The sequence below is a fragment of the Nonomuraea dietziae genome (assembly GCF_014195505.1).
Lineage (GTDB): Bacteria > Actinomycetota > Actinomycetes > Streptosporangiales > Streptosporangiaceae > Nonomuraea > Nonomuraea roseola.
Window position 1 is genome coordinate 3499212 of the sequence record NZ_JACIBV010000001.1, and the last position, 18419, is coordinate 3517630.

The window sequence follows — 18419 nt, forward strand, 5'->3', positions numbered from 1 at the left end:
GGTGACGGGCGCGCCCCCGGCGCGGGCCGCCTCCAGGATCGCCTCCGCGTCGGCGACCGTCGTCGCCAGCGGCTTGTCGACGAAGACCGGGATGCCCGCCCTGAGCAGAGGCTCGGCGTGGCTCCTGTGCAGGGAGCCGTCCCTGTCCATCACGATCACCGCGTCGACCAGGCCGATCAGCTCCTCAGGGCGCTCCACGCGCCTCGGAACCCCGAGCTGCTCGGCCCTCTCTCCCGTGCCGCCGTGAACCGCGACGACGCGCGCGGCCCCGAGCGCGCGCTCCTCGTTCAGGTGCCTGACGGCGTGATCGGCATGGGTGTTGTCGCTGCCGATGATGCCCACTCGCATGGCTGCTCCGTTCTCCGTTGTCTCCGCTGATCGTATGACATAGGACAGTTGTAGGTCATTCCGTCGGTTTTGTTGACCCTTTTCCGGCACAGAACTAGAGTCCTAGGTCATATCTATGGAAAGGAGAGCCGTGCGATTCGGGATCGTTGGATGCGGGGTCATCGGGGCGTTGCACGCGAGGCTGATCGCCGCCATGGACGGTACGGCCGAGCTGGTCGCCGTGGCGGACACCGACCTGGAACGGGCCCCGCGGCTGGCCGCCGAGCACGGCGTGGACGCGCACGACGACCTCGCCGAGCTCTATGCCAGGCAGGACGTGGACGCGGTCGTCGTCTGCGTGCCGAGCGGCCTGCACGCCGAGGCCGCGGTGCCGGCGCTGCGGGCGGGCAAGCACGTGGTCATCGAGAAGCCGATCGACATCACGCTGGAGGCCGCCGACCGGATCATCGCGGCCGAGCGCGAGTCGGGCAGGACCGTCACGGTGATCAGCCAGCGCCGGTTCGAGCCGTCCTTCCTGCGGCTCAAGGCGGCGATCGAGGCGGGCGAGCTCGGCCGCCTCACCTCCGGCGCGGCCGAGGTGACGCTGTGGCGCCCGCAGTCCTACTACGACTCGGGCGGCTGGCGCGGCACCTGGGCGCTGGACGGCGGCGGCGCGCTGATGAACCAGGGCGTGCACGTCGTCGACCTGATGCTGGCCCTGCTCGGGCCCGCCGTGGAGGTGTCGGCGTACGCGGGGCTGCTCGCGCACGAGGGCATCGAGGTGGAGGACACCGCGGTCGCGGCCGTGCGGTTCGCGGGCGGCGCCCTGGGACGGCTGTTCGCCACCACCGCCGCGCACGGCGGCGCCAGCGTGCGGGTGTCGGTGCACGGCGACAGGGGGCACGCCGTCGTGGAGAACGAGGTGTTGGTCTCCTTCAAGGTGGGCGAGGAGGACAGAACCGAGCCAGGGCAGCGGCTGGGAGCGCAGGCGCATCACCGGCAACTGGCCGACTTCGTCTCCGCCGTGGCGGAGGGCAGGGCCCCCGAGGTCACCTCTGCCGACGGCCGCGCCGCGCTGGCGCTGGTGCTGGCCGTCTACGAGTCGGCCCGCTCGGGTGGCCCGGTCAAGCCGGGCTGACCAGCGGGTACGGCCTCGGCCCTCCCTCCCCTTCCGGTCCTGGGGAGGGAGGGCGGAGGTTTCCGGTCCTGGGGAGGGAGGGCCGAGGTCACGTGGGGTGGCCGAAGCGGTAGGAGGCGTCGAGCCGCCAGGTCGTACCGGGCGTGACCACCTCCTGCTGTCCCGGATACACCCTGGTCGGATAGGCCTTGTTGTAGACACCCGTGTAGACCCAGATGCCATGGCCCGCCGACCTGGCGTACCCGTCGAAGAAGTCGGGCCCGACCTCCACCGAGAGGGTCGCGCCGTTGAGCGCGTTGAACAGTTGCACGCCGGGAGCGTCGGCGTGCGCGCCAGGCCCCGGCGCCTGCGTGCGGGCCCTGTCGGTGAACCTGCACGCGCTGCTCACGTCCGGCTCGTTCACCGCGGGCAGCATCGCCCCGTAGGCGGCGTCCACCGTCCGCTCCGCCCTCCAGTCGAGGTCCCAGCGCAGGCGCAGCCCCTCGGGGGTGATCACGTGTCTGACGCGCACCTCCGCGACCTCGGCCTTCGACCTGTCGTGGACGATGTTCTCCTGGGCCAGCTCGAACTCCTCTCCCGGGGTGTACTCGGCGCTCGGGGCGGGCCTGCCGTCGAGCAGGGGCAGGAAGTCCCGCAATCTCTCGTAGCCGTGAGAGCCCGTCACATGCGCCTCGCCGACGAACTTGATCGCGTACTCGTAGTTGGCGCCGGTGGTGAGCCTGCGCGTGCCGGTCTCGCTCACGCCGGGGCCCGGAGCGTCGGCCGACAGCAGCACCGCCGCCACCTCCTGCACCCTCCAGGCGTCCAGGTGGATCGAGGTGTCGACGAAACGCTTCAGGTCGTAGCGGATCCAGCGGTGGCCGGGCCGCCGCGTCCAGATCCGCAGCTCAGCCGGGTTACGCCGGTGCAGGTACAGGTTCGAGGCAGCCGCGGCCTCGGCTCTCGACCGTCCCGCCGTGAGCGCGCCGGCCACCGCCGCCGCGCCGGCCATCAGCATCGATCGACGTTCCACTCGGCCGTCCTTCCGTCGCGGGAGCGGTGGTCAGGCGGGCAGGTCGGCGACCTTGCGCCAGTCGGCGGCCGAGGCGGTGCCGGTGGCGACGTAGAGGGCGGCACCCTGCAGGGCCAGCTGCCCCTGGTAGGAGGGGACGGCCGTGATGGAGGCGGGCACGTCCTGGGCCGCTTCGGGACGCCAGGTGCCCGGCGTGTCCGCCACGACGCACACCCACCGCAGCGGCTGCCCAGGGGCCGGGTCGCGCAGCTGGACGACCATGCCCTTCTCCCAGTAGCCCGTGGTCGGCAGCGCGTCCAGCGTCACGACGAAGGAATAGGTGATGTTCTCCTTCGACCCCGTCCTGAACATGCCCTCCTTGTTGCCGGTGAGGGTGTTGGCGCCGATGTCCACCCCCTTGGTGCGCTCGTGGATGAAGATGCCGTAGTCCTGGGTCTTGGTCTGCTGGTCGTCGAAGCAGCGGTTGCCGGTGATGACCACGTTCTCCGCCTTGAAGCCCGCGCGCGCGTAGGTCCTGATCCCCCCGCGCGCCTCGACGCTCAGGCCGCCGCCGTAGTTCTGGTAGTTGTTGTAGACCACGTTGCCGACGACGGTGACGTCGTTGCTCTGCCAGACGTTGATGCCGACGGTGTTGCAGTACCCGACGATGTTGTTGGCGATCACCAGCTTGCGGCAGCGGTCGGTCGACAGTCCCGCGTCGCCGCCGTAGAAGAGCACGTTGCGCTCGAAGACGCCGTCGAAGATGTCGTAGACGGCCAGCAGGTCGGCGTTGCCGCCCTTGCCGTAGGCCTTGCGGTTGCCGACGACGCTGTTGTCCATCGCGCGGACGAAGCGGTGCTTGTGCAGGCTCTGCTTGTTGCCGCCCGCGGTGATGTAGATCGGGTAGCCGACCTGCGGGAAGGTGCCGCCGATCCGCTCCAGGCGGCACCTGCTGACGGTCAGGTGCTCGGTGTGGCTGGTCGCGTTGCCGAGCACGTGCACGCCGAACTGCGTGACGTCGTGGACGTCGCAGTCGTCGATGGTGACGTGGCTGGAGTTGCCGGCGACGTTGATCCCGACGTACGCCTTGGTCACCCTGCAGCCGGTGATCTGGACGCGGTGGGAGTTGAGGAACCTGATGAGCGCGCTGGAGGCCACGCCGGTCTCGATGTCGTAGCTGCCCGCGTTGATGCCCTCCACGTGCAGGTTGTCCACGAGCACGTCGGTGGCCCCGGTGACCAGGACGCCGGCCACGAGCGAGGGCCGCTCGTCGCACATGATCTTCAGATTGCGCAGGGCCACGGTCGAGACGCCCGTGGCGGAGATCACCTGCGGCTCGCCGTACCCGGCGGTCAGCACGATCGACGCCCTCGACCTGTCCGAGACGAGCGCGACCCCGCTCTTGAGCTTCAGCGACGTGCCGATCAGGTAGCGGTGACCCGCGGCCAGGTGGACGGTGCCGCCGCCCGCCGCGGCGGCCGCGTCGATGGCGCGCTGCAGGGCGGCGGCGTCGTCGGCCACGCCGTCGGCGACCGCGCCGTAGGCGGTGGCGGGGTAGGCGTTGAGATCGTTGGGCTTGGTGAGGGACGCCTCGGCCGGCGTGGCCGCCGCCAGAGGGACCGTGACGGCCGCGCCGAGCAGGCCGAGTCCCGCGAGCACGCGGCGGCGGGGGGTTTCCTGAGCAGTCACCGCAGAGCCTTTCGTTAGGACCTAGGACAGAAGGTTTGGCCGGAATGTAACCGCCGCGACAGCCTCCGTCAAGGAATCGGCCTCGCCGGAACGCCTCTTGACCGCACGCCGATGCGCTGTACGGTGGGCACACACATCTGTCCTATGTCTTAGTTAAGAGAGGGCGGTGCCCATGATGATCAGCCGAGGTGGAACCGCGATCATCGCCGCCGTCTGCCTGCTGGCCGCGTGCGGCGGTCAGCCGGGTGGCACGGGTAAGGAGATCACGATCTGGAGCATGTGGTCGGAGGGCGAGCCCAACCAGAAGGTGCTGGCCGAGGCCGCCAAGGACTTCGAGAAGGAGACCGGGGTCAGGGTCAGGACCCAGTGGAAGGGCCGTGCGGCGGTCAAGACGCTCCTGCCGAGCCTGAACACCGACAATGTGCCCGCCGACCTGGTGGAGGGCAACAACAGGGAGCTGACCAGGCAGTTCGCCGCCACCAAGGCCGCTCTCGACCTGTCCGACGTCTACGGCGCGAAGGTCCACGGCGAGCAGGCCACCGTCGCCGACACCGTGGGCGAGGCCTACGGGCGGATGGCCACCTCGGCCGACGGGGTGGTCACCCAGCTGCCCTACCAGGTCTCGACCTACGGCTGGTTCTTCAACGGCAGGACCTTCCCCGAACTGGTCACCGCCCCGCCGAAGACCTGGGAGGACTTCACCGCCGTGCTGAGGGGGCAGCAGGCCAAGGGCCGCAGCCCCCTCGGGCAGGACGGCAGCATCCCCAACTACAACGTGCGCTACCTGGAGCACTTCGCCCGCGCGCTCATGGGCGACGAGGGCTGGCACGCGCTCGCCCCCGACCGGACGGGGCGGGGCTGGCTCAGCCCCGAGGTGCTGAAGGCCGCCACGATGGTCGAGTCGCTGGCCAAGGGCGGCTACTTCCCCGCCGGGTTCAACGCCACCAAGTTCCCCGCCATGCAGCAGAAATGGGCGGGCGGGGAGTCCGACTTCCTCTACCAGGGCACCTACCTGCCCAAGGAGGTCGCGCCCTACGCCGACCCCGGCTTCGAGTTCCGCGCCTTCCGCTTCCCCTCGGTGGAGGGCAGAACCCCCACGATGAACGTCACCACCACCGGGTTCGGCATTCCCGAGAAGGCCCGCAACGCCGCCGACGCCAAGCGCTTCCTGACCTTCTTCCTGCAGAAGAAGTACCAGGAGAAGGTCTCGAGCGTGGCGCTGGAGATGTCGGTGCGCAAGGACGTGCCCGCCGCCGCGCAGGTCGCCGACCTGAAGCGGGCGCTCGACAGCGGGGAGATCAACAAGGCGGACGTGGTCGACGTCGGCGACTTCAACGCCAAGGTGCTGCTGCCGCTCAGCGACGAACTGCTCTTCGGGAAGATCACCGCGGCCGGGTTCACCCGGAAGATGGCCGAGAACGCCGCCGCGTACTGGAAGTCGAAGGGCTGATGGCCACTCCCGTCCTGGAACGTACGGCGGCGCGGCCCGCCGTACGGGTGGAGGGCATCGGGCCCTTCGAGGCGGCCAGGCGGCGGATGATCGGCCCCTTCCTGCTGCCCGCGCTGCTCGTCTACGCGCTCGTCATGATCGTGCCGAGCGTCTTCACCGTCTGGATCAGCTTCAACGACTGGGCGGGCGCGGGGCCGATGGAGTGGGCGGGGCTCGGCAACTACACCGAGATGATCGCCGACCCGGTCTTCGGCCAGTCGTTCGTGAACACGATGAAGATCCTCTTCGGGGTGGGCGGCGCCGTCTTCCTCATCTCCTTCGTGCTGACCATGCTCCTGCAGGACATGGTCGGCAGGAAGTTCGTGCGCGCCGTGGTGTTCTTCCCGAGCCTGGTGCCGGGGCTGGTGATCGCCATCCTGTGGGGGTTCATGCTCGACCCCGACGGGCTGGCCAACTCGGTGCTCGAGGCGCTGGGCGTGGCGGAGCCGCCGCTGTGGCTGGCACCGGAGAACATGTTCACCACCGTGATGGCGGGCATGACGTGGCTGGCGGCGGGGACGTACACGGTGATCTTCATGGCCGCCGCCGACCGCATCCCCCGCGCCTTCTACGAGGCGGCCGAGCTCGACGGCGCTTCGGCGGTGCGCAGGTTCTGGCACATCACCATGCCGCTGATGTGGGACGTCATCGGGGTGTGCGCGGTGCTGTGGGCGATCGGCGCGCTGAAGACCTTCGAGTTCGTGCTCGTCTTCGCCGGAGCCACCGGCAGCCTGCCGCCCACGGGGCTGTGGACCTTCTCCGTCTACGCCTACGCCGGCGCCTTCCCCTCCGACGGCGTCCCGAGGTACGGCATCGCCTCGGCGGCCGCCGTCCTCACCATGGTCCTCACCGTCGTGCTGACCCTGCTGGTCCGCAGGGTGATGGGCCGCCGCGAGCGCACCGACTACTGAGGAGCCGCATGACCACCCGCACCGTACGGCGCAGCCGCGGCCCGCTGTTCCTCCTGGCGATGCCGCTGGCCTGGTCGCTGGCCGTCTTCGACCTGTTCGTGGTCGGCTGGATGGCGCTGTCGTCGCTCAAGACCACCAGGGAGGTCGTCCACGACCCGTGGGGCCTGCCGTCCGAGCTCCAGTGGGGCAACTACGGCGAGGCCTGGACCTCCGCCGCCTTCGGCGACGGCGTGCTCAACTCGCTGCTGCTGGTGACGGGCAGCGGTCTCGGCACGATCCTGCTGGCCGCGCCCGCCGCCTACGTGCTGTCGCGCTTCCGCTGGCGGCTGTCCGGCCCCGTCACCGTCTTCTTCGCGATGGGGCTCGGCATCCCTGGACCCGCCATCATGATCCCGATCTACCTCGGCCTCGACCGGATGGGGCTGATCGACTCGCTGGCGGGCCTGCTGATCGTCTACATCGCCACGAACCTGCCCTTCTCGGTCTTCTTCCTCACCGCCTTCTTCGCCTCGCTGCCCCGTGAGCTCGAGGAGGCCGCCGCGCTGGACGGCTCCAGCCCGTACCACACCTACTGGCGCGTCATGCTGCCGCTGACCAGATCGGGGCTGATCGCGCTGTTCATCCTGCAGGCCATCGGCGACTGGGGTGAGACGTTCTTCGCCCTGTCGTTCCTGCGGGAGCAGAAGACGATCTCCCTGACGCTGCTGAACTTCATCCAGACGATGCAGTACACCGGCGCCCGCTGGTCGGTGCTGTTCGCGGGGATCTGCATCGTCGTCATCCCCCTGCTGCTGCTGTACCTGTGGATGAGCAGCCGTCTCATCGAGGGCATCGCCGCCGGATACGGGAAGTGACATGAAACGATCTTCTTGGTCGGCAGCGTCGCCGACATCACGGTGGACCTCGACGAGCCTGCGTGTGACCGCTGTCGAGCGCATCACCCTGCACGTCCCCTTCAGGGAGCGCTCACGGCCGTGGAACGACATCCTGGTCTCGGAGTTCGGCGTGGTGGAGGTGGTGCGCGTCCGCACGAACTCCCCCGGCCTGGTCGGGTACGGCGAGAGCCTGCCGCACTACACCTGGGCCAGGACCACCGACGAGAGCGCCGCCCGCGTGGTGGAGCACCACCCTGCCGAGCTGATGGCCGACGACTCGCTCGGCGCCGGCCTGCAGATGGCGCTCTACGACGTGGTCGGCAGGGCCCTCGGCGTGCCCGTGCACCGACTGCTCGGCCAGCCGATGGTGCGCCAGTGGTGCCCGCTGGCCTGGTGGAGCACCAAGATGCCGCCCTCCGTACTGGCGCAGGAGGCCGAGGACGCGCTCTCCGAGGGCTACCTCGCCCACAAGCTCAAGGCCAGGCCATGGTTCGACGTCCACGAGCAGGTGGCCGCGCTCTCGGCCGTCACGCCCGAGACCTACGTGCTCGACCTCGACTGGAACGGCATGCTGCGCACGCCGGGCGAGGCGATCGAGGTGCTGCGCGAGCTGGACCGGCAGCCGCGCGTGGGCATGTACGAGTCGCCGGTGCTGCAGTCGGACGTGGCGGGGCAGAAGGCCGTCCGCGCCAGGGTGAACAGGCCGGTCGCCGAGCACTACAACAAGGCGCTGTTCCCCGTGTGGATGAGGGAGGACGCCGTCGACGGCTTCGTGTCGTGCAACGCGGGCGTGGCGGGCACCCTGGCCCAGGGGCTGCAGGCGGCGGCCTTCAACAAGGACCTGCTCCTGCAGATCGTCGGGCCAGGGCTGACCACGGCGTGGACGCTGCACCTCGGCGCGGTGCTCACCCATGCCCGCTGGCCCGCCGTCACCTGCCTCAACGTCTACGCCGACGACCTGATCACCGAGCCGATCGAGATCCGCGGCGGCTACGCCAGGGTCCCCGAGGGGCCAGGACTCGGCGTCACCCTCGACGAGGACGCGCTGGAACGCTGGCGGGTGCCCGACGGGTTCACCCCCACGCCGCCCAGACGGCTGCTCGGCTTCCACCTCGGCGACGGGCGGGTGCGCCGCTACGCGGGCATCAAGCAGCTGTTCGAGGAGTGCAGGCATGTCGGCAACCTGCCGGTCCAGCCGCGCGGCGCCAGCCTGGACGTGCGCGAGGACGACGGCACGGCGGAGTTCGACGCGCTCTACCGGCAGGCGGAGCGCGCGCCCGTCTGGGAGTAGCTCACTCAGGGCCGTCGCCGCGGAAGGTGCGCTGGACGCGCTCCAGGTGGGTGCGCATCTGCTGCTCGGCCAGCGCCGCGTCGCCGGTGCCGAGACCGAGCAGCAGGGCCCTGTGCTCGGCGTCGCTCTCCGCGTGCGACTCTCCGAGGATCTCCGTCAGCTCCTTGCCCCGCTCGCGCTCGGTGGCCAGCACGTCGGACAGCGCCTCGATCACCCCGCCGAAGAAGCGGTTGCGGGCCGCCTTGACGATGCCGATGTGGAAGGCCAGATCGAGCTCGACCCGTCTGCGCAGGTCGTCGCCCGCCTGCTCGGCCTCGTCGAGCAGGCTCCGCAGCCGCTCGAGCTCCTCGGGGGAGATCCTGGTGGCGGCCAGCCCCGCCGCCTTGGTCTCGAGAGCGAGGCGCAGTTCGATGAGCTCGTCGATGGCCGAGCCGTCGGCCTCCATGGCGAGCTTGAAGTAGCTGTGCACGGCCACCGGGCGCAGCTCGCTGACCACGGCGCGCTTGCCCTGGCGGGTGCGGATGACCCCCTGCTGGCTGAGCGCGCGCAGGGCGTCGCGCACGATGCGCTGGCTCACGCCGTACTCCTCGGCGAGCTTCGCCTCGGAGGGGAGCTCGTCGCCGTCGGCGAGCCCGTGGCGTCCGATGTGCTCGGTGATCAGAGCGGCGACGCGGGCGCCGAGAGGCTCGCGGTCGCGTGGGAGCGCACCGCTGGGCCCGGATGACTCTGGCACGACACCTCCACTAAAGACCTATGTTCCACGTCATCGTAGACCATGGAACCCCTTCGTCAGGCCCGCTTTTGTGCGGTGGCCCAACGACGGCGGCCGTAGGCGACTTCCGACCCTTGACTTAGGTCCTTTCTCTTCGGAGGATGAGGGCACCCCACCTGAGGAGCCAGCGCATGCGCGTGACCGCCGTCCGGCAGTGGATCGTCGAGTTCGGTTACTACAACGCCATCTACGTCCGCATCGAGACCGACGACGGCGTGGAGGGCGTGGCCGAGGTCGCCATGCGCCGCCGCACCAGGACGGTCTCCGCGATCGTCGAGGAGCTCGGCGAGTACCTCGTCGGCAAGGACCCCACCCGCATCGAGCAGCACTCCGAGCGGATGTACCGCGACTCCTTCCTCGGCGGCACGCTGCTGACGATCGGGATGTCGGCCATCGACGTGGCGTTGTGGGACCTCAACGCGCGCGCGCTCGGTGTGCCCGTCCACCGCCTGCTCGGCGGGAAGTTCCGCGACAGCGTGCCGGTCTACACCCATGCCAGGGCGACGGAGACCCCCGAGACCTTCGCCCGGGAGGTGGCCGACCGCATCGCGATGGGCTTCACCGCCATCAAGACCACGCTGCCCGGCTTCTACACCAAGGTCTCCAGCGTCCACCACGAGACCCCGGCGGCCATCCCCGCCAGGCAGACCGAGACCGAGCTGCTGCCCAACTGGATCTGGCCGCTGCTGGCCGAGTACTTCGCCGCCGCGCGCGAGGTTGCGGGCCCCGATGTGCACCTGATGCTCGACTGCCACGGCAGGCTGAACGTCGCCAACGCGGTACGGCTGTGCGAGGTGCTGGAGCCGTACCACCTGACCTTCATCGAGGAGCCGGTGCCGCCGGAGCGCCCCGAGTGGCTGGCCGAGGTCTCCAGGCGCTCGACCACGCCGATCGCCTCGGGCGAGCGGTGGGCCGGCCCGTACGCCGCCGCGCCCTTCCTCGAACAGCGCGCGGTCGCGGTGGCCCAGCCCGACGTCATCTTCTGCGGCGGGATCACCGCCGCCAAGCGCATCGCCACCCTCGCCGAGGCGAACGCCGTCTCCATCGCCTTCCACAACCCGTTCGGGCCGCTGGCCAGCGCGGCCACGTGGCACCTGGCCGCCACGCTGCCCAACCTCCTCATCTCCGAGTCGATGCTGACGCCCGAGCAGCTCGTCTTCTGGGACCGCTACACCGACGACCCCCCGCGGGTGAGCGGCGGCGAGTGGCTGGTCTCCGACGAGCCCGGCCTCGGCCCGCGCCTGCGGATCGAGGAGCTCGTCAAGCACCCGTTCAGGCCCGAGTACGACCGCGGAGGCACCAGGTGAGAGGCGTCTGGCCGGCCGCGCTGACCATGTTCGACGCCGAAGGGCGACTCGACGAGGACGCCACCGCCGCGCACCTCGACCTGCTCGTCACCGAGGGCGTCCACGGCCTGGTCGTGGGCGGGACCAGCGGCGAGTTCGTCGCCCTCACCGACGCCGAGCGACGGCGGCTGCTCGAGGTGGCGGTCGAGGCCGTGGCGGGCAGGGTGGCGATCCTCGCCGGGACGGGGACCTACGCGACCTCCGCGACGATCGCGCTGACCAGGCACGCGCAGGAGGCGGGGGCGGCGGCCGCGCTCGTCGTCCTGCCGTACTTCCAGCGACCCTCGCGCGAGGAGGTCCTCGGCCATTACCGTCGCGTCGCGGCCGCCACGGACCTGCCGCTGTGGGTCTACAACATCCCCGCCAACGCCGCGACCGACCCCCTGACCACGGCCGACCTCGCGGGGCTCTACCGCGAGGGCGTGGTGAGCGGGGTCAAGAGCACGCTGCCGACCGTGCACCAGATCCACGAGCTGCGCGCGGCCACCGACGAGGGGTTCCGCGCGTTCTACGGCGGTTTCACCGCCCCGCTCGAGGCGATGGCGGGCGGCGCCCACGGCTGGATCAGCGGGTTGCTGAACGTCGCGCCCGCCACGGCCGTCGAGTTGTGGGAGGCGGTGGGCGCGGGCGACCTGCCGCGGGCCCGCGACGTCTGGGCCCGCCTGCTGCCTCTGCGCCGCCTGGTCACCGATCCCGCGGTGCGGGGCGTGAGCGACCTGGCCCTCTACCGGGGGTTGCTGCGGATCTGGGGACGGCCCGCGGGCTTCTGCCGCCCTCCGCTGCGCGACCTCGACCCCGCGGAACTGAGCATGCTGGAGAAGACACTCCAGGCCGCACCACCCCATCACGCGACCTCGACCCCACCGAGCTGAGCATTTCGACCGGCCATTCGCGTCCAGCGCCTGAGGAACGCCCTGCTCCCCCGTGGCCTGCTTGTCAGCCCCCTTCGGGATGGCCCTGGGACGGCGCCGCCCATCGCCGCCGGGGTGCTCGGCGCCGCCGTACCGGCCCTGATCCTGCTGCGCGGCCGCACGAGCGGCGCCCACACCGCCCCCTCGACCCGGCAGCAGACCCCGGTCACCGTCGCTCACTGAGGCCGCCCTCTGCGGCCCTCACTGGAGCCGATCACCGGAGTGGCCCTGGCGCCGGCGCTGGGTGGGGTGACCAGCCACCGACCATGCGACGTGTCGTGTCAGCGGCCATGTCAGGACGGTAGCGGCCCGGTATCAGACCCAACGGCGATGGTGGATCCATGAACGGTTCAGCGACGGCGAACCGCTCACCAGCAGGACCCCCTTCCAGCAACGTCCTTTCCCTTGCATGTCGCAACAGATTCGAAGGAGCACACCACCATGTCCCTCACCCTTACCGATCAGGACAAGGCCACCCTGCGCACCGCCGCCTACGGCGCCGTCTCCCTCATGGCCGCCGCCGACGCCACCGGCTCACCCCACAAGAGCGCCACCGAGGGCTCCATCGCCCTGTCCTCCGCCACCGGCCTGGTCGGCCACATCCTCGCCGCCAAGTCCAACGACATCCACCTGTACGGCAAGACCACCGCCGCACTCGCCGACCACGTCCTCCCCGCCCTGACCGAAGCCATGACCCTGCTCAAGCAGCACAACCCCGCCGAAGCCGACAACTTCCGCAACACCGTCATCATCGCCATCGACGCAGCCGCCCGCACGCACCGGGGCCCGCTCAGCCCCACCCTGGCCGAGATGACCCGCAAGATCACCGAGGCCCTCGACGCCGCCTGACGGCACGTCGACCAGCGGCCCGCTCGCCCTGGTCGACGCCGCCTGCATGGACGACCAGGTCCATCCGGGCCACACCCGACGGCTGGGCGGCCGGCGCATCGCCGCCGACAGGATTCCGCGCTGCTCGTCGCGCCCGCGGCCCGGCCCACCCCCATCGACCCCGAGTCGCTCGGCGAGCTCTCGCCTGAGCGCGACACCAGAGACGAGGAACAATGAAGACCCAGTCCCCATCAGCGATCACGGCGACCAGGCTGCGCGGCAGGGTCTCGCGGCGCGTGGCGGTCGGCGCGCTGGCGGCGGCGCTGCTGGCCGGGGCGGCCACCACCGGGACGGCCGCAGCCGACAGCGGGGCCGACTCGAAGGCCGCTGCCGAGCAGGACCGCCCGGAGCTCCACAAGGCCATGCAGGCGTTCGTCGACGCCGGTTTCGCCGGGGTGCAACTGCGCGTGAACGACCAGCGGGGCGAGTGGACCGGCAGCGCCGGGGTGCGCAAGCTGGGCCAGAGCGCCAAGCCGCCGACGAACGGAAGCTTCTGGACCGGCAGCGTCATCAAGCCCATCACCGCCACCCTGGTGCTGCAACTGGTGGCCGAGGGCACGATCGGGCTGGACGCCCCGGTGGCCGGCTACATGGCCGAGCTCGGTCTGGACCGGCGGATCACCGTGCGGATGCTGCTGCAGCACACCAGCGGGTTGTTCAACTACACCGGCGAGTACTTCGAAGACGGCACGGTCAAGCCGGGCATCCCCGCCACCGGCGACGCATGGCTGGCCAACCGGTTCAAGACCTACCGGCCGCAGGAGCTGGTCCGGCTGGCGCTGTCCAAGCAGCCGCGGTTCGAGCCGGGGACGGACCAGAACTACTCCAACACCAACTACACGCTGGCCCTGCTGCTGATCGAGAAGGTCACCGGCCGCTCCTACGCCGAGGAGCTGCAGCGGCGCATCCTGCGGCCGCTCGGGATGCGGGGCACCGCCGTGCCGGGCAACCGGACGCGGCTCCCCGGGCCGCACGCCCACGGCTACTACCGCTACCAGGACGCCGGCCAGTGGAAGACGGTCGACATCTCCCGGCAGAACCTCTCGCTGCTGGCCGGCGCAGGGGACCTGATCTCGACCACCAAGGATCTCCACACGTTCTTCTCGGCCCTGAACGGCGGCAAGCTCCTGCCGCCCGAGCTGCTGGCCGAGATGCGCGAGCCGCACCCGAAGATGGGCTACGGTCTCGGGCTGTTCGTGCAGGACCTGGGCCCGGACTGCGGCACCGTCTACCAGCACAACGGCAGCCCCCCGCACGGCTACGGGGCGCTGATGTACAGCTCGCCCGACGGCAAGAGGACCCTGACCGCCTCGGTGACCTGGGTGGACGAGGTCACGAGAGGCCCGGCGAAGGACTTCCAGAAGCTGGTGGACGGACTCGTCCAGGAGGTGTTCTGCGGCGGGCGCCGGATCGGCTGACGGGACGGCCGGGACGGCCCAGCCGACGGGCCTGCTGGGCCATGCCCCGACGGTTCCACCAGGCGACCGGGATCACCCTCTGAAAGAAGGGCGGCCGGGCCCCCCGCAGGGGGCCCGGCCGCTGTTCTTCTCAGAAGCCCTGATCCCGGGCCCGTGCTGACACGGCCGCTGACACGACACCGCGTCGGATGTGATCGCCGCCGTGAACCCCACACGCCCATCCGTGCCCGCCCGAGGCAGATCGCCATACCATTCCGTATGGTACGGTTATGGCATGGCAAGTAAACGTGACTGGCTGGAAGCGGGCCTGGAGGTTCTGAGCGAGGAGGGCGCGCCCGCGCTGACCATCGAGCGGCTGTGCGCCCACCTCAACCTGACCAAGGGCTCCTTCTACCATCACTTCGGGGGTATGGCCAGGTACAAGAGCGACCTGCTCGAGCACTTCGAGAGCGAGCACACCGGCCGCTACATCGACGGCGCGGAAAGCGCGGGAGACAGCGCCCAGGCCAAGCTGTACCACCTGCTCAACCTGGTGCTCGACGACAAGGACACCGACCACGACCTGGAGATCGCGGTACGCGCGTGGGCCCTGCAGGACGCGGAGGCCCGGGCGCTGCAGCGACGCGTCGACCAGCTGCGCGTCGACTATCTGCGCTCATTGTGGCGGGAGCTCGGCGGCTCCGAGGACGACGCGGGGCCCATGGGGCGCCTGCTCTACCTGGTGCTCGTGGGGGCGCAGCAGGTGGTTCCTCCCGTGTCCGCCGGCGAGCTGAAGGAGATCTACGCGCTGGCCCTGCGCCTGGCGCCGCAGGAGAGGAGGAGCGAGTGAACGCGCTGGCCCGATGGGTGCCCCGGCTGATCATCGCGACGGCGGTGCTCCACTTCGTGTGGGCCTTCGCCCAGCCCAACTCGTGGGCGGTCATCGCACGTGAGGGCTTCTTCGCCACCAACGTCGACTCCGAGGCCGCCGACTACTTCGTGCACGAGGCGAGCATCTGGTTCATGGCCTCGGGCTTCGCGATGCTGGCCATCGGCACGCTCTCCCTCCACGTGGTGCGCGCGACAGGCCGGCTGCCCGCGCAGGTCGGCTGGTACATGCTCGTCATCGGGGTGCCGCTGTGCGTCATCTACTTCCCCGTGACGGGGAGCTGGGCGATGGTCGTCATCGGCATGCTGGGGCTGGTGGCCGCGCGCCGTCCCAAGCTCGCCGCCGTCAAGGAGCACCGGCGGGCCGAGGGGACGACAGCCGACCGTCCGTGATCCTGCATTGACGCCTCTCCACACCCGACCTAAACTCATCATGTAGTGAATTAGGGCGTGGAGAGGCGATCTCATGCGCAGGACACCAGCGGCCGTCGTCAGCACCCTCTTCTTCGCCGCCGCCCCCGGCACCGTCGCCGTCCTCGTCCCGTGGTGGATCACCGGTTGGGAGTCGCGCAGCCCGCTGCCCGGCTGGCCGATGACCCCGCTCAGGGTGCTCGGGGTGCTCCTGGTCCTGGCGGGCGCGGCGGTCATCGTCAACGCGTTCGCGCGGTTCGTGGTCGAGGGGCTCGGCACGCCGCTCCCCGCCGCCCCGCCCGAACGGCTGGTGGTCGGCGGTCTCTACCGGTACGTGCGCAACCCCATGTACGTGGCGGTGTTCTCGGCGGTCATCGGGCAGGCGATGCTGCTCGGCCAGCCCTCGCTGCTGCTCTACGTCGCGGTGGTGGCCGTCCCCGTCGTCGCGTTCGTCCGCTGGTACGAGGAGCCGACGCTGCGGGCGAAGTTCGGCGCCGACTACGACAGCTACCGCTCGAAGGTGCCCGGCTGGTGGCCGCGCCTGCGCCCCTACCGGCCATGACCGCGTGGCCGAACTCGCCATCAATATCGCCCGAGGCGAAGTACCCGACGGTGATCGAGCAGAACTACGCCGCCGCCCAGTGGGTGGTGAACAAGGGCGCGGAGAAGGGCCTGGACGGCTCCCGCATGGTGGTCGCGGGCGACTCCGTCGGCGGCAACATGGCCGCCGTCCTGGCGATCATGGCGAAGGAGCGCGGCGACGTCGGCCTGGACGATCTCCGGGGGCCGCCGCCCGCGATGGTCCTGAACCGGCGAGGCCGACGTGCTGTGCGACGAGGGCGAGGCCCACGCCAACAAGCTGCGTGAGGCGGGCGTCCCCGTCACCGCGATCCGCTTCCAGGGGATGGTCCACGACTTCGTCATGGTCGACCTGCTGCGTGACACCCAGGCCAACCAGGCGGCGCTGGAGGTCTCCACCGCCTTCATCCGCAAGCTCCTCGGCACCGACTCCTGACAGGACAGAGCGACCTCCCTGCCGGGACGACATCACGCGGCGTTCCGGCGGGAGGCGGTCCGCGCCCGGCCGGTGCGAGCAGCCGGCCGTGGAGCGCCTCGCGGTCGCGCTACGTCACAGAGTGACCGAGACGGCTACGGAGGGTCATTCTCGTTGACGTTGGGCGAAATAGTGTGACTCGTGACAACCAGAACCCCGGGTGAGACCGTCGAACCATTGAGCACGCGCGCGCATGGGGGCTGGATTGGTTCCGGGTTACCGCGAAGTACGTCAGCTGGGCGCCGGCCGTACCGGCCGGGTGTTCCTCGCCACCTACCAGTCCACGGGCGCATACGTGGCGATCAAGTACCTGAACGCGACGCTGCGCAGGGACGAGGAGTTCATGTCCCGGTACGGGGCCGAGACGCCCGGCCTCGTGGAGATCGACGATCCCAACGTCGTGCGCTTCTACGAGTACGTCGAGACCCCGACCAGGACCGCCGTGGTGATGGAACTGGTCGACGGCGTGTCGCTGCGGGCGATCCTGTCCGAGCACCGCAGGACCAGCCCCGAGGCCGCCCTGGTGGTGCTGAAGGGGACGCTGCTCGGGCTGGCCGCCGCACACGAGCGGGGTATCGCGCACAGGGACGTCAAGCCGGAGAACGTGCTGGTCCAGGCCGACGGGACCAGCAAGCTGGCCGACTTCGGCCTCGCGGTGCACGTGGAGGAGCCGGGGGTGCCCGCAGGCAGCCCGCCGTACATGGCGCCCGAGCTGTGGACCCAGGGGGCGGCGGGCGTGCTGGCCGACCTGTACGCGGCGGCGTGCGTGCTGTTCGAGTGCGTCACGGGGCGGCAGCCGTACCGGGCGCCCGACGTGGCGGCGCTGCGCGACAAGCACCTGGTGGAGCCCGTGCCCGTGGAGGTGGTGCCCGAGGCGGTGCGCGAGCTGTTAAGGCGCGGGCTGGCCAAGGACCCCGCAGGCCGGCCCCGCTCGGCCAGGGAGTTCGCCGCCGAGCTCGAGGTGGCCGCCGTGACGGGGTTCGGCGCGGAGTGGGAGAAGCGGGGACGCAGGCATCTGGGCGAGCTGGCGACGCTGCTCGCGCTGCACTACCCGCTGGCCAACCCGGGCTCGCCGCAGGAGGCGCCGGTCAAGGGCGCGCTGGTCAGGCAGTGGCGGATGCCGAGGCTGCCGCCCCACCTCTGGATCGCGGGCGGCGCGCTGGCCGCGACGCTGATCGCGCTGCTGCTCAGCGGCGGACGGCTGCCCGACCCCGGCACCTTCCTCGCCCCTCCCCCCAGGTCGCCCTTCGAGCTGGGGGCCACCCCCGTCGACTCCGAACCGGCGGCGACGAGACGCTCCACCCCCAAGACGTCGAGAAGCGCCGCTCCGACGCCTGTCAGGACCCCCGCTCCGACGACGGCGGCGCCGAGGACGACGACGCCGAGGAGCACGGCGCCCGCCGCCCCTCCCACCCCGCCGACCTCGCCGCCGTCCTCCAGCGCGCCCTCCCCCACCGGGACGACGGGCAGGGCGGCGGCGCTGTCACCCGCGGTCACGTCGGCCGACATCGTCACCTGGAGCGGGTCCGCGGGCGCGGTGCGGATCGCCGCCGAGGGAACCGGCCCGGTACGGCTGCGCGTCAGCTACACCCGCAGGGACGGCGAAGGCCCCTCGCGGACCCTCCACGAGGAGGTCAAGCAGCTGTCGGGCAAGACCTCCTACACCGTCGCGCTGCTGCGCGACCTCGGCACGGTGGCGTGCGGGAAGCGCGCCCACTTCGGGTTGATCGTGCAGACCGAGCGGGCCGCGGCCAACGGGCCGCAGATCTCCGAGGTGCCGGTGGACGGCCCGCCGTGCGAGAGCCCGTCGGACCGCGCGTCGGCTCCCACGTCCTCCTCCACGACCGCCGGCCTCTCCCCTCCCGCCTCCTCCTCTTCGACCACCGCGCCCGCCACGGTCCCCGATCCGCCCTCGACGGCGCCCGCGCCGAGGATCACCGCCGAGCCGCCCGCGCAGGAGCCCGAGCCCGACGGGAACCCGACCGGCGAGCAGGCCTCGGAGGGCGACCTGCCCCGTCAGGAGGACTCCTAGCCCGCTCTT

At 70.8% G+C, this 18419-nt stretch carries 16 protein-coding genes and 2 pseudogenes; 14 read left to right on the forward strand and 4 right to left on the reverse strand.

Features of this window, described 5'->3' with window-relative positions; translation table 11 throughout:
* Positions 1–15: 15 nt before the first annotated feature.
* A pseudogene (locus tag FHR33_RS52635) lies at positions 16–348 on the reverse strand (Gfo/Idh/MocA family oxidoreductase); the annotation flags it as partial.
* Between the two features lie 130 nt (positions 349–478).
* Here FHR33_RS52635 and FHR33_RS16700 point away from each other — a divergent pair.
* Positions 479–1465, forward strand: a complete 987-nt coding sequence (locus tag FHR33_RS16700; protein WP_221241131.1) for a Gfo/Idh/MocA family protein — start codon at positions 479–481, stop codon at positions 1463–1465.
* An 88-nt stretch (positions 1466–1553) separates the two neighbouring features.
* Here FHR33_RS16700 and FHR33_RS16705 read toward each other — a convergent pair whose 3' ends face one another.
* On the reverse strand, positions 1554–2477 hold the full coding sequence (locus FHR33_RS16705; RefSeq protein WP_183648299.1) for a hypothetical protein: 924 nt from the start codon (positions 2475–2477) through the stop codon (positions 1554–1556).
* A gap of 30 nt (positions 2478–2507) precedes the next feature.
* Positions 2508–4145: a right-handed parallel beta-helix repeat-containing protein gene (locus FHR33_RS16710; protein ID WP_183648302.1), complete on the reverse strand. Its 1638-nt coding sequence runs from the start codon at positions 4143–4145 to the stop codon at positions 2508–2510.
* A gap of 172 nt (positions 4146–4317) precedes the next feature.
* On the opposite strand from FHR33_RS16710, the gene FHR33_RS16715 reads away from it, so the two are divergent.
* The 4 genes from FHR33_RS16715 to FHR33_RS16730 all read left to right on the forward strand — a co-directional run bounded on the left by FHR33_RS16715 (position 4318) and on the right by FHR33_RS16730 (position 8711).
* Positions 4318–5595, forward strand: coding sequence for an ABC transporter substrate-binding protein (locus FHR33_RS16715; protein WP_183648305.1), 1278 nt, complete (start codon positions 4318–4320; stop codon positions 5593–5595).
* Positions 5595–6545 (forward strand): carbohydrate ABC transporter permease, encoded by a 951-nt coding sequence (locus FHR33_RS16720; protein WP_183648308.1) that lies wholly within the window; start codon positions 5595–5597, stop codon positions 6543–6545. The genes FHR33_RS16715 and FHR33_RS16720 overlap by 1 nt, the downstream gene beginning before the upstream one ends.
* 8 nt (positions 6546–6553) lie before the next feature.
* Positions 6554–7399, forward strand: coding sequence for a carbohydrate ABC transporter permease (locus FHR33_RS16725; protein ID WP_183648311.1), 846 nt, complete (start codon positions 6554–6556; stop codon positions 7397–7399).
* A 64-nt stretch (positions 7400–7463) separates the two neighbouring features.
* Positions 7464–8711 (forward strand): mandelate racemase/muconate lactonizing enzyme family protein, encoded by a 1248-nt coding sequence (locus FHR33_RS16730; RefSeq protein WP_221241132.1) that lies wholly within the window; start codon positions 7464–7466, stop codon positions 8709–8711.
* Position 8712: 1 nt separating this feature from the next.
* On the opposite strand, the gene FHR33_RS52640 is transcribed toward FHR33_RS16730, so the two are convergent.
* Entirely contained in the window at positions 8713–9444 is a 732-nt protein-coding gene (locus FHR33_RS52640) for a FadR/GntR family transcriptional regulator (protein WP_183648321.1), read from the reverse strand.
* 170 nt (positions 9445–9614) lie between these two features.
* On the opposite strand from FHR33_RS52640, the gene FHR33_RS16740 reads away from it, so the two are divergent.
* The 9 genes and pseudogenes from FHR33_RS16740 to FHR33_RS16780 all read left to right on the forward strand — a co-directional run bounded on the left by FHR33_RS16740 (position 9615) and on the right by FHR33_RS16780 (position 18410).
* A complete protein-coding gene (locus FHR33_RS16740) occupies positions 9615–10790 on the forward strand; it encodes a mandelate racemase/muconate lactonizing enzyme family protein (protein ID WP_183648322.1) in 1176 nt (391 codons plus the stop codon).
* A complete protein-coding gene (locus tag FHR33_RS16745) occupies positions 10787–11701 on the forward strand; it encodes a dihydrodipicolinate synthase family protein (RefSeq protein ID WP_183648323.1) in 915 nt (304 codons plus the stop codon). The genes FHR33_RS16740 and FHR33_RS16745 overlap by 4 nt, the downstream gene beginning before the upstream one ends.
* A 480-nt stretch (positions 11702–12181) precedes the next feature.
* Positions 12182–12589 carry a hypothetical protein gene (locus tag FHR33_RS16750; RefSeq protein ID WP_183648324.1) on the forward strand — a complete coding sequence of 136 codons (408 nt, stop codon included), beginning with the start codon at positions 12182–12184 and terminating at the stop codon, positions 12587–12589.
* Positions 12590–12801: 212 nt separating this feature from the next.
* Positions 12802–14046: a serine hydrolase domain-containing protein gene (locus FHR33_RS16755; RefSeq protein WP_183648326.1), complete on the forward strand. Its 1245-nt coding sequence runs from the start codon at positions 12802–12804 to the stop codon at positions 14044–14046.
* Between the two features lie 274 nt (positions 14047–14320).
* Entirely contained in the window at positions 14321–14875 is a 555-nt protein-coding gene (locus FHR33_RS16760; protein ID WP_183648328.1) for a TetR/AcrR family transcriptional regulator, read from the forward strand.
* Complete coding sequence (locus FHR33_RS16765) at positions 14872–15306, forward strand: DUF6463 family protein (protein ID WP_183648330.1); 435 nt, start codon at positions 14872–14874, stop codon at positions 15304–15306. Before FHR33_RS16760 ends, FHR33_RS16765 begins: the two co-directional genes overlap by 4 nt.
* 73 nt (positions 15307–15379) lie before the next feature.
* A complete protein-coding gene (locus FHR33_RS16770) occupies positions 15380–15886 on the forward strand; it encodes a methyltransferase family protein (RefSeq protein WP_183648331.1) in 507 nt (168 codons plus the stop codon).
* Positions 15887–15912: 26 nt separating this feature from the next.
* A pseudogene (locus tag FHR33_RS16775) lies at positions 15913–16339 on the forward strand (alpha/beta hydrolase); the annotation flags it as partial.
* A 232-nt stretch (positions 16340–16571) separates the two neighbouring features.
* Positions 16572–18410: a serine/threonine-protein kinase gene (locus tag FHR33_RS16780; protein WP_183648333.1), complete on the forward strand. Its 1839-nt coding sequence runs from the start codon at positions 16572–16574 to the stop codon at positions 18408–18410.
* The last annotated feature ends 9 nt before the right edge of the window (positions 18411–18419 follow it).

What these genes read in the sequence shown, in the direction of transcription:
- FHR33_RS16750 (WP_183648324.1), top strand. Translation starts at nt 12,182, where the DNA reads ATGTCCCTCACCCTTACCGATCAGGACAAGGCCACCCTGCGCACCGCC.
- FHR33_RS16720 (WP_183648308.1), top strand. Translation starts at nt 5,595, where the DNA reads ATGGCCACTCCCGTCCTGGAACGTACGGCGGCGCGGCCCGCCGTACGG.
- FHR33_RS16740 (WP_183648322.1), top strand. Translation starts at nt 9,615, where the DNA reads ATGCGCGTGACCGCCGTCCGGCAGTGGATCGTCGAGTTCGGTTACTAC.
- FHR33_RS16780 (WP_183648333.1), top strand. Translation starts at nt 16,572, where the DNA reads ATGGGGGCTGGATTGGTTCCGGGTTACCGCGAAGTACGTCAGCTGGGC.
- FHR33_RS16770 (WP_183648331.1), top strand. Translation starts at nt 15,380, where the DNA reads ATGCGCAGGACACCAGCGGCCGTCGTCAGCACCCTCTTCTTCGCCGCC.
- FHR33_RS16760 (WP_183648328.1), top strand. Translation starts at nt 14,321, where the DNA reads ATGGCAAGTAAACGTGACTGGCTGGAAGCGGGCCTGGAGGTTCTGAGC.
- FHR33_RS16715 (WP_183648305.1), top strand. Translation starts at nt 4,318, where the DNA reads ATGATGATCAGCCGAGGTGGAACCGCGATCATCGCCGCCGTCTGCCTG.
- FHR33_RS16755 (WP_183648326.1), top strand. Translation starts at nt 12,802, where the DNA reads ATGAAGACCCAGTCCCCATCAGCGATCACGGCGACCAGGCTGCGCGGC.
- FHR33_RS16725 (WP_183648311.1), top strand. Translation starts at nt 6,554, where the DNA reads ATGACCACCCGCACCGTACGGCGCAGCCGCGGCCCGCTGTTCCTCCTG.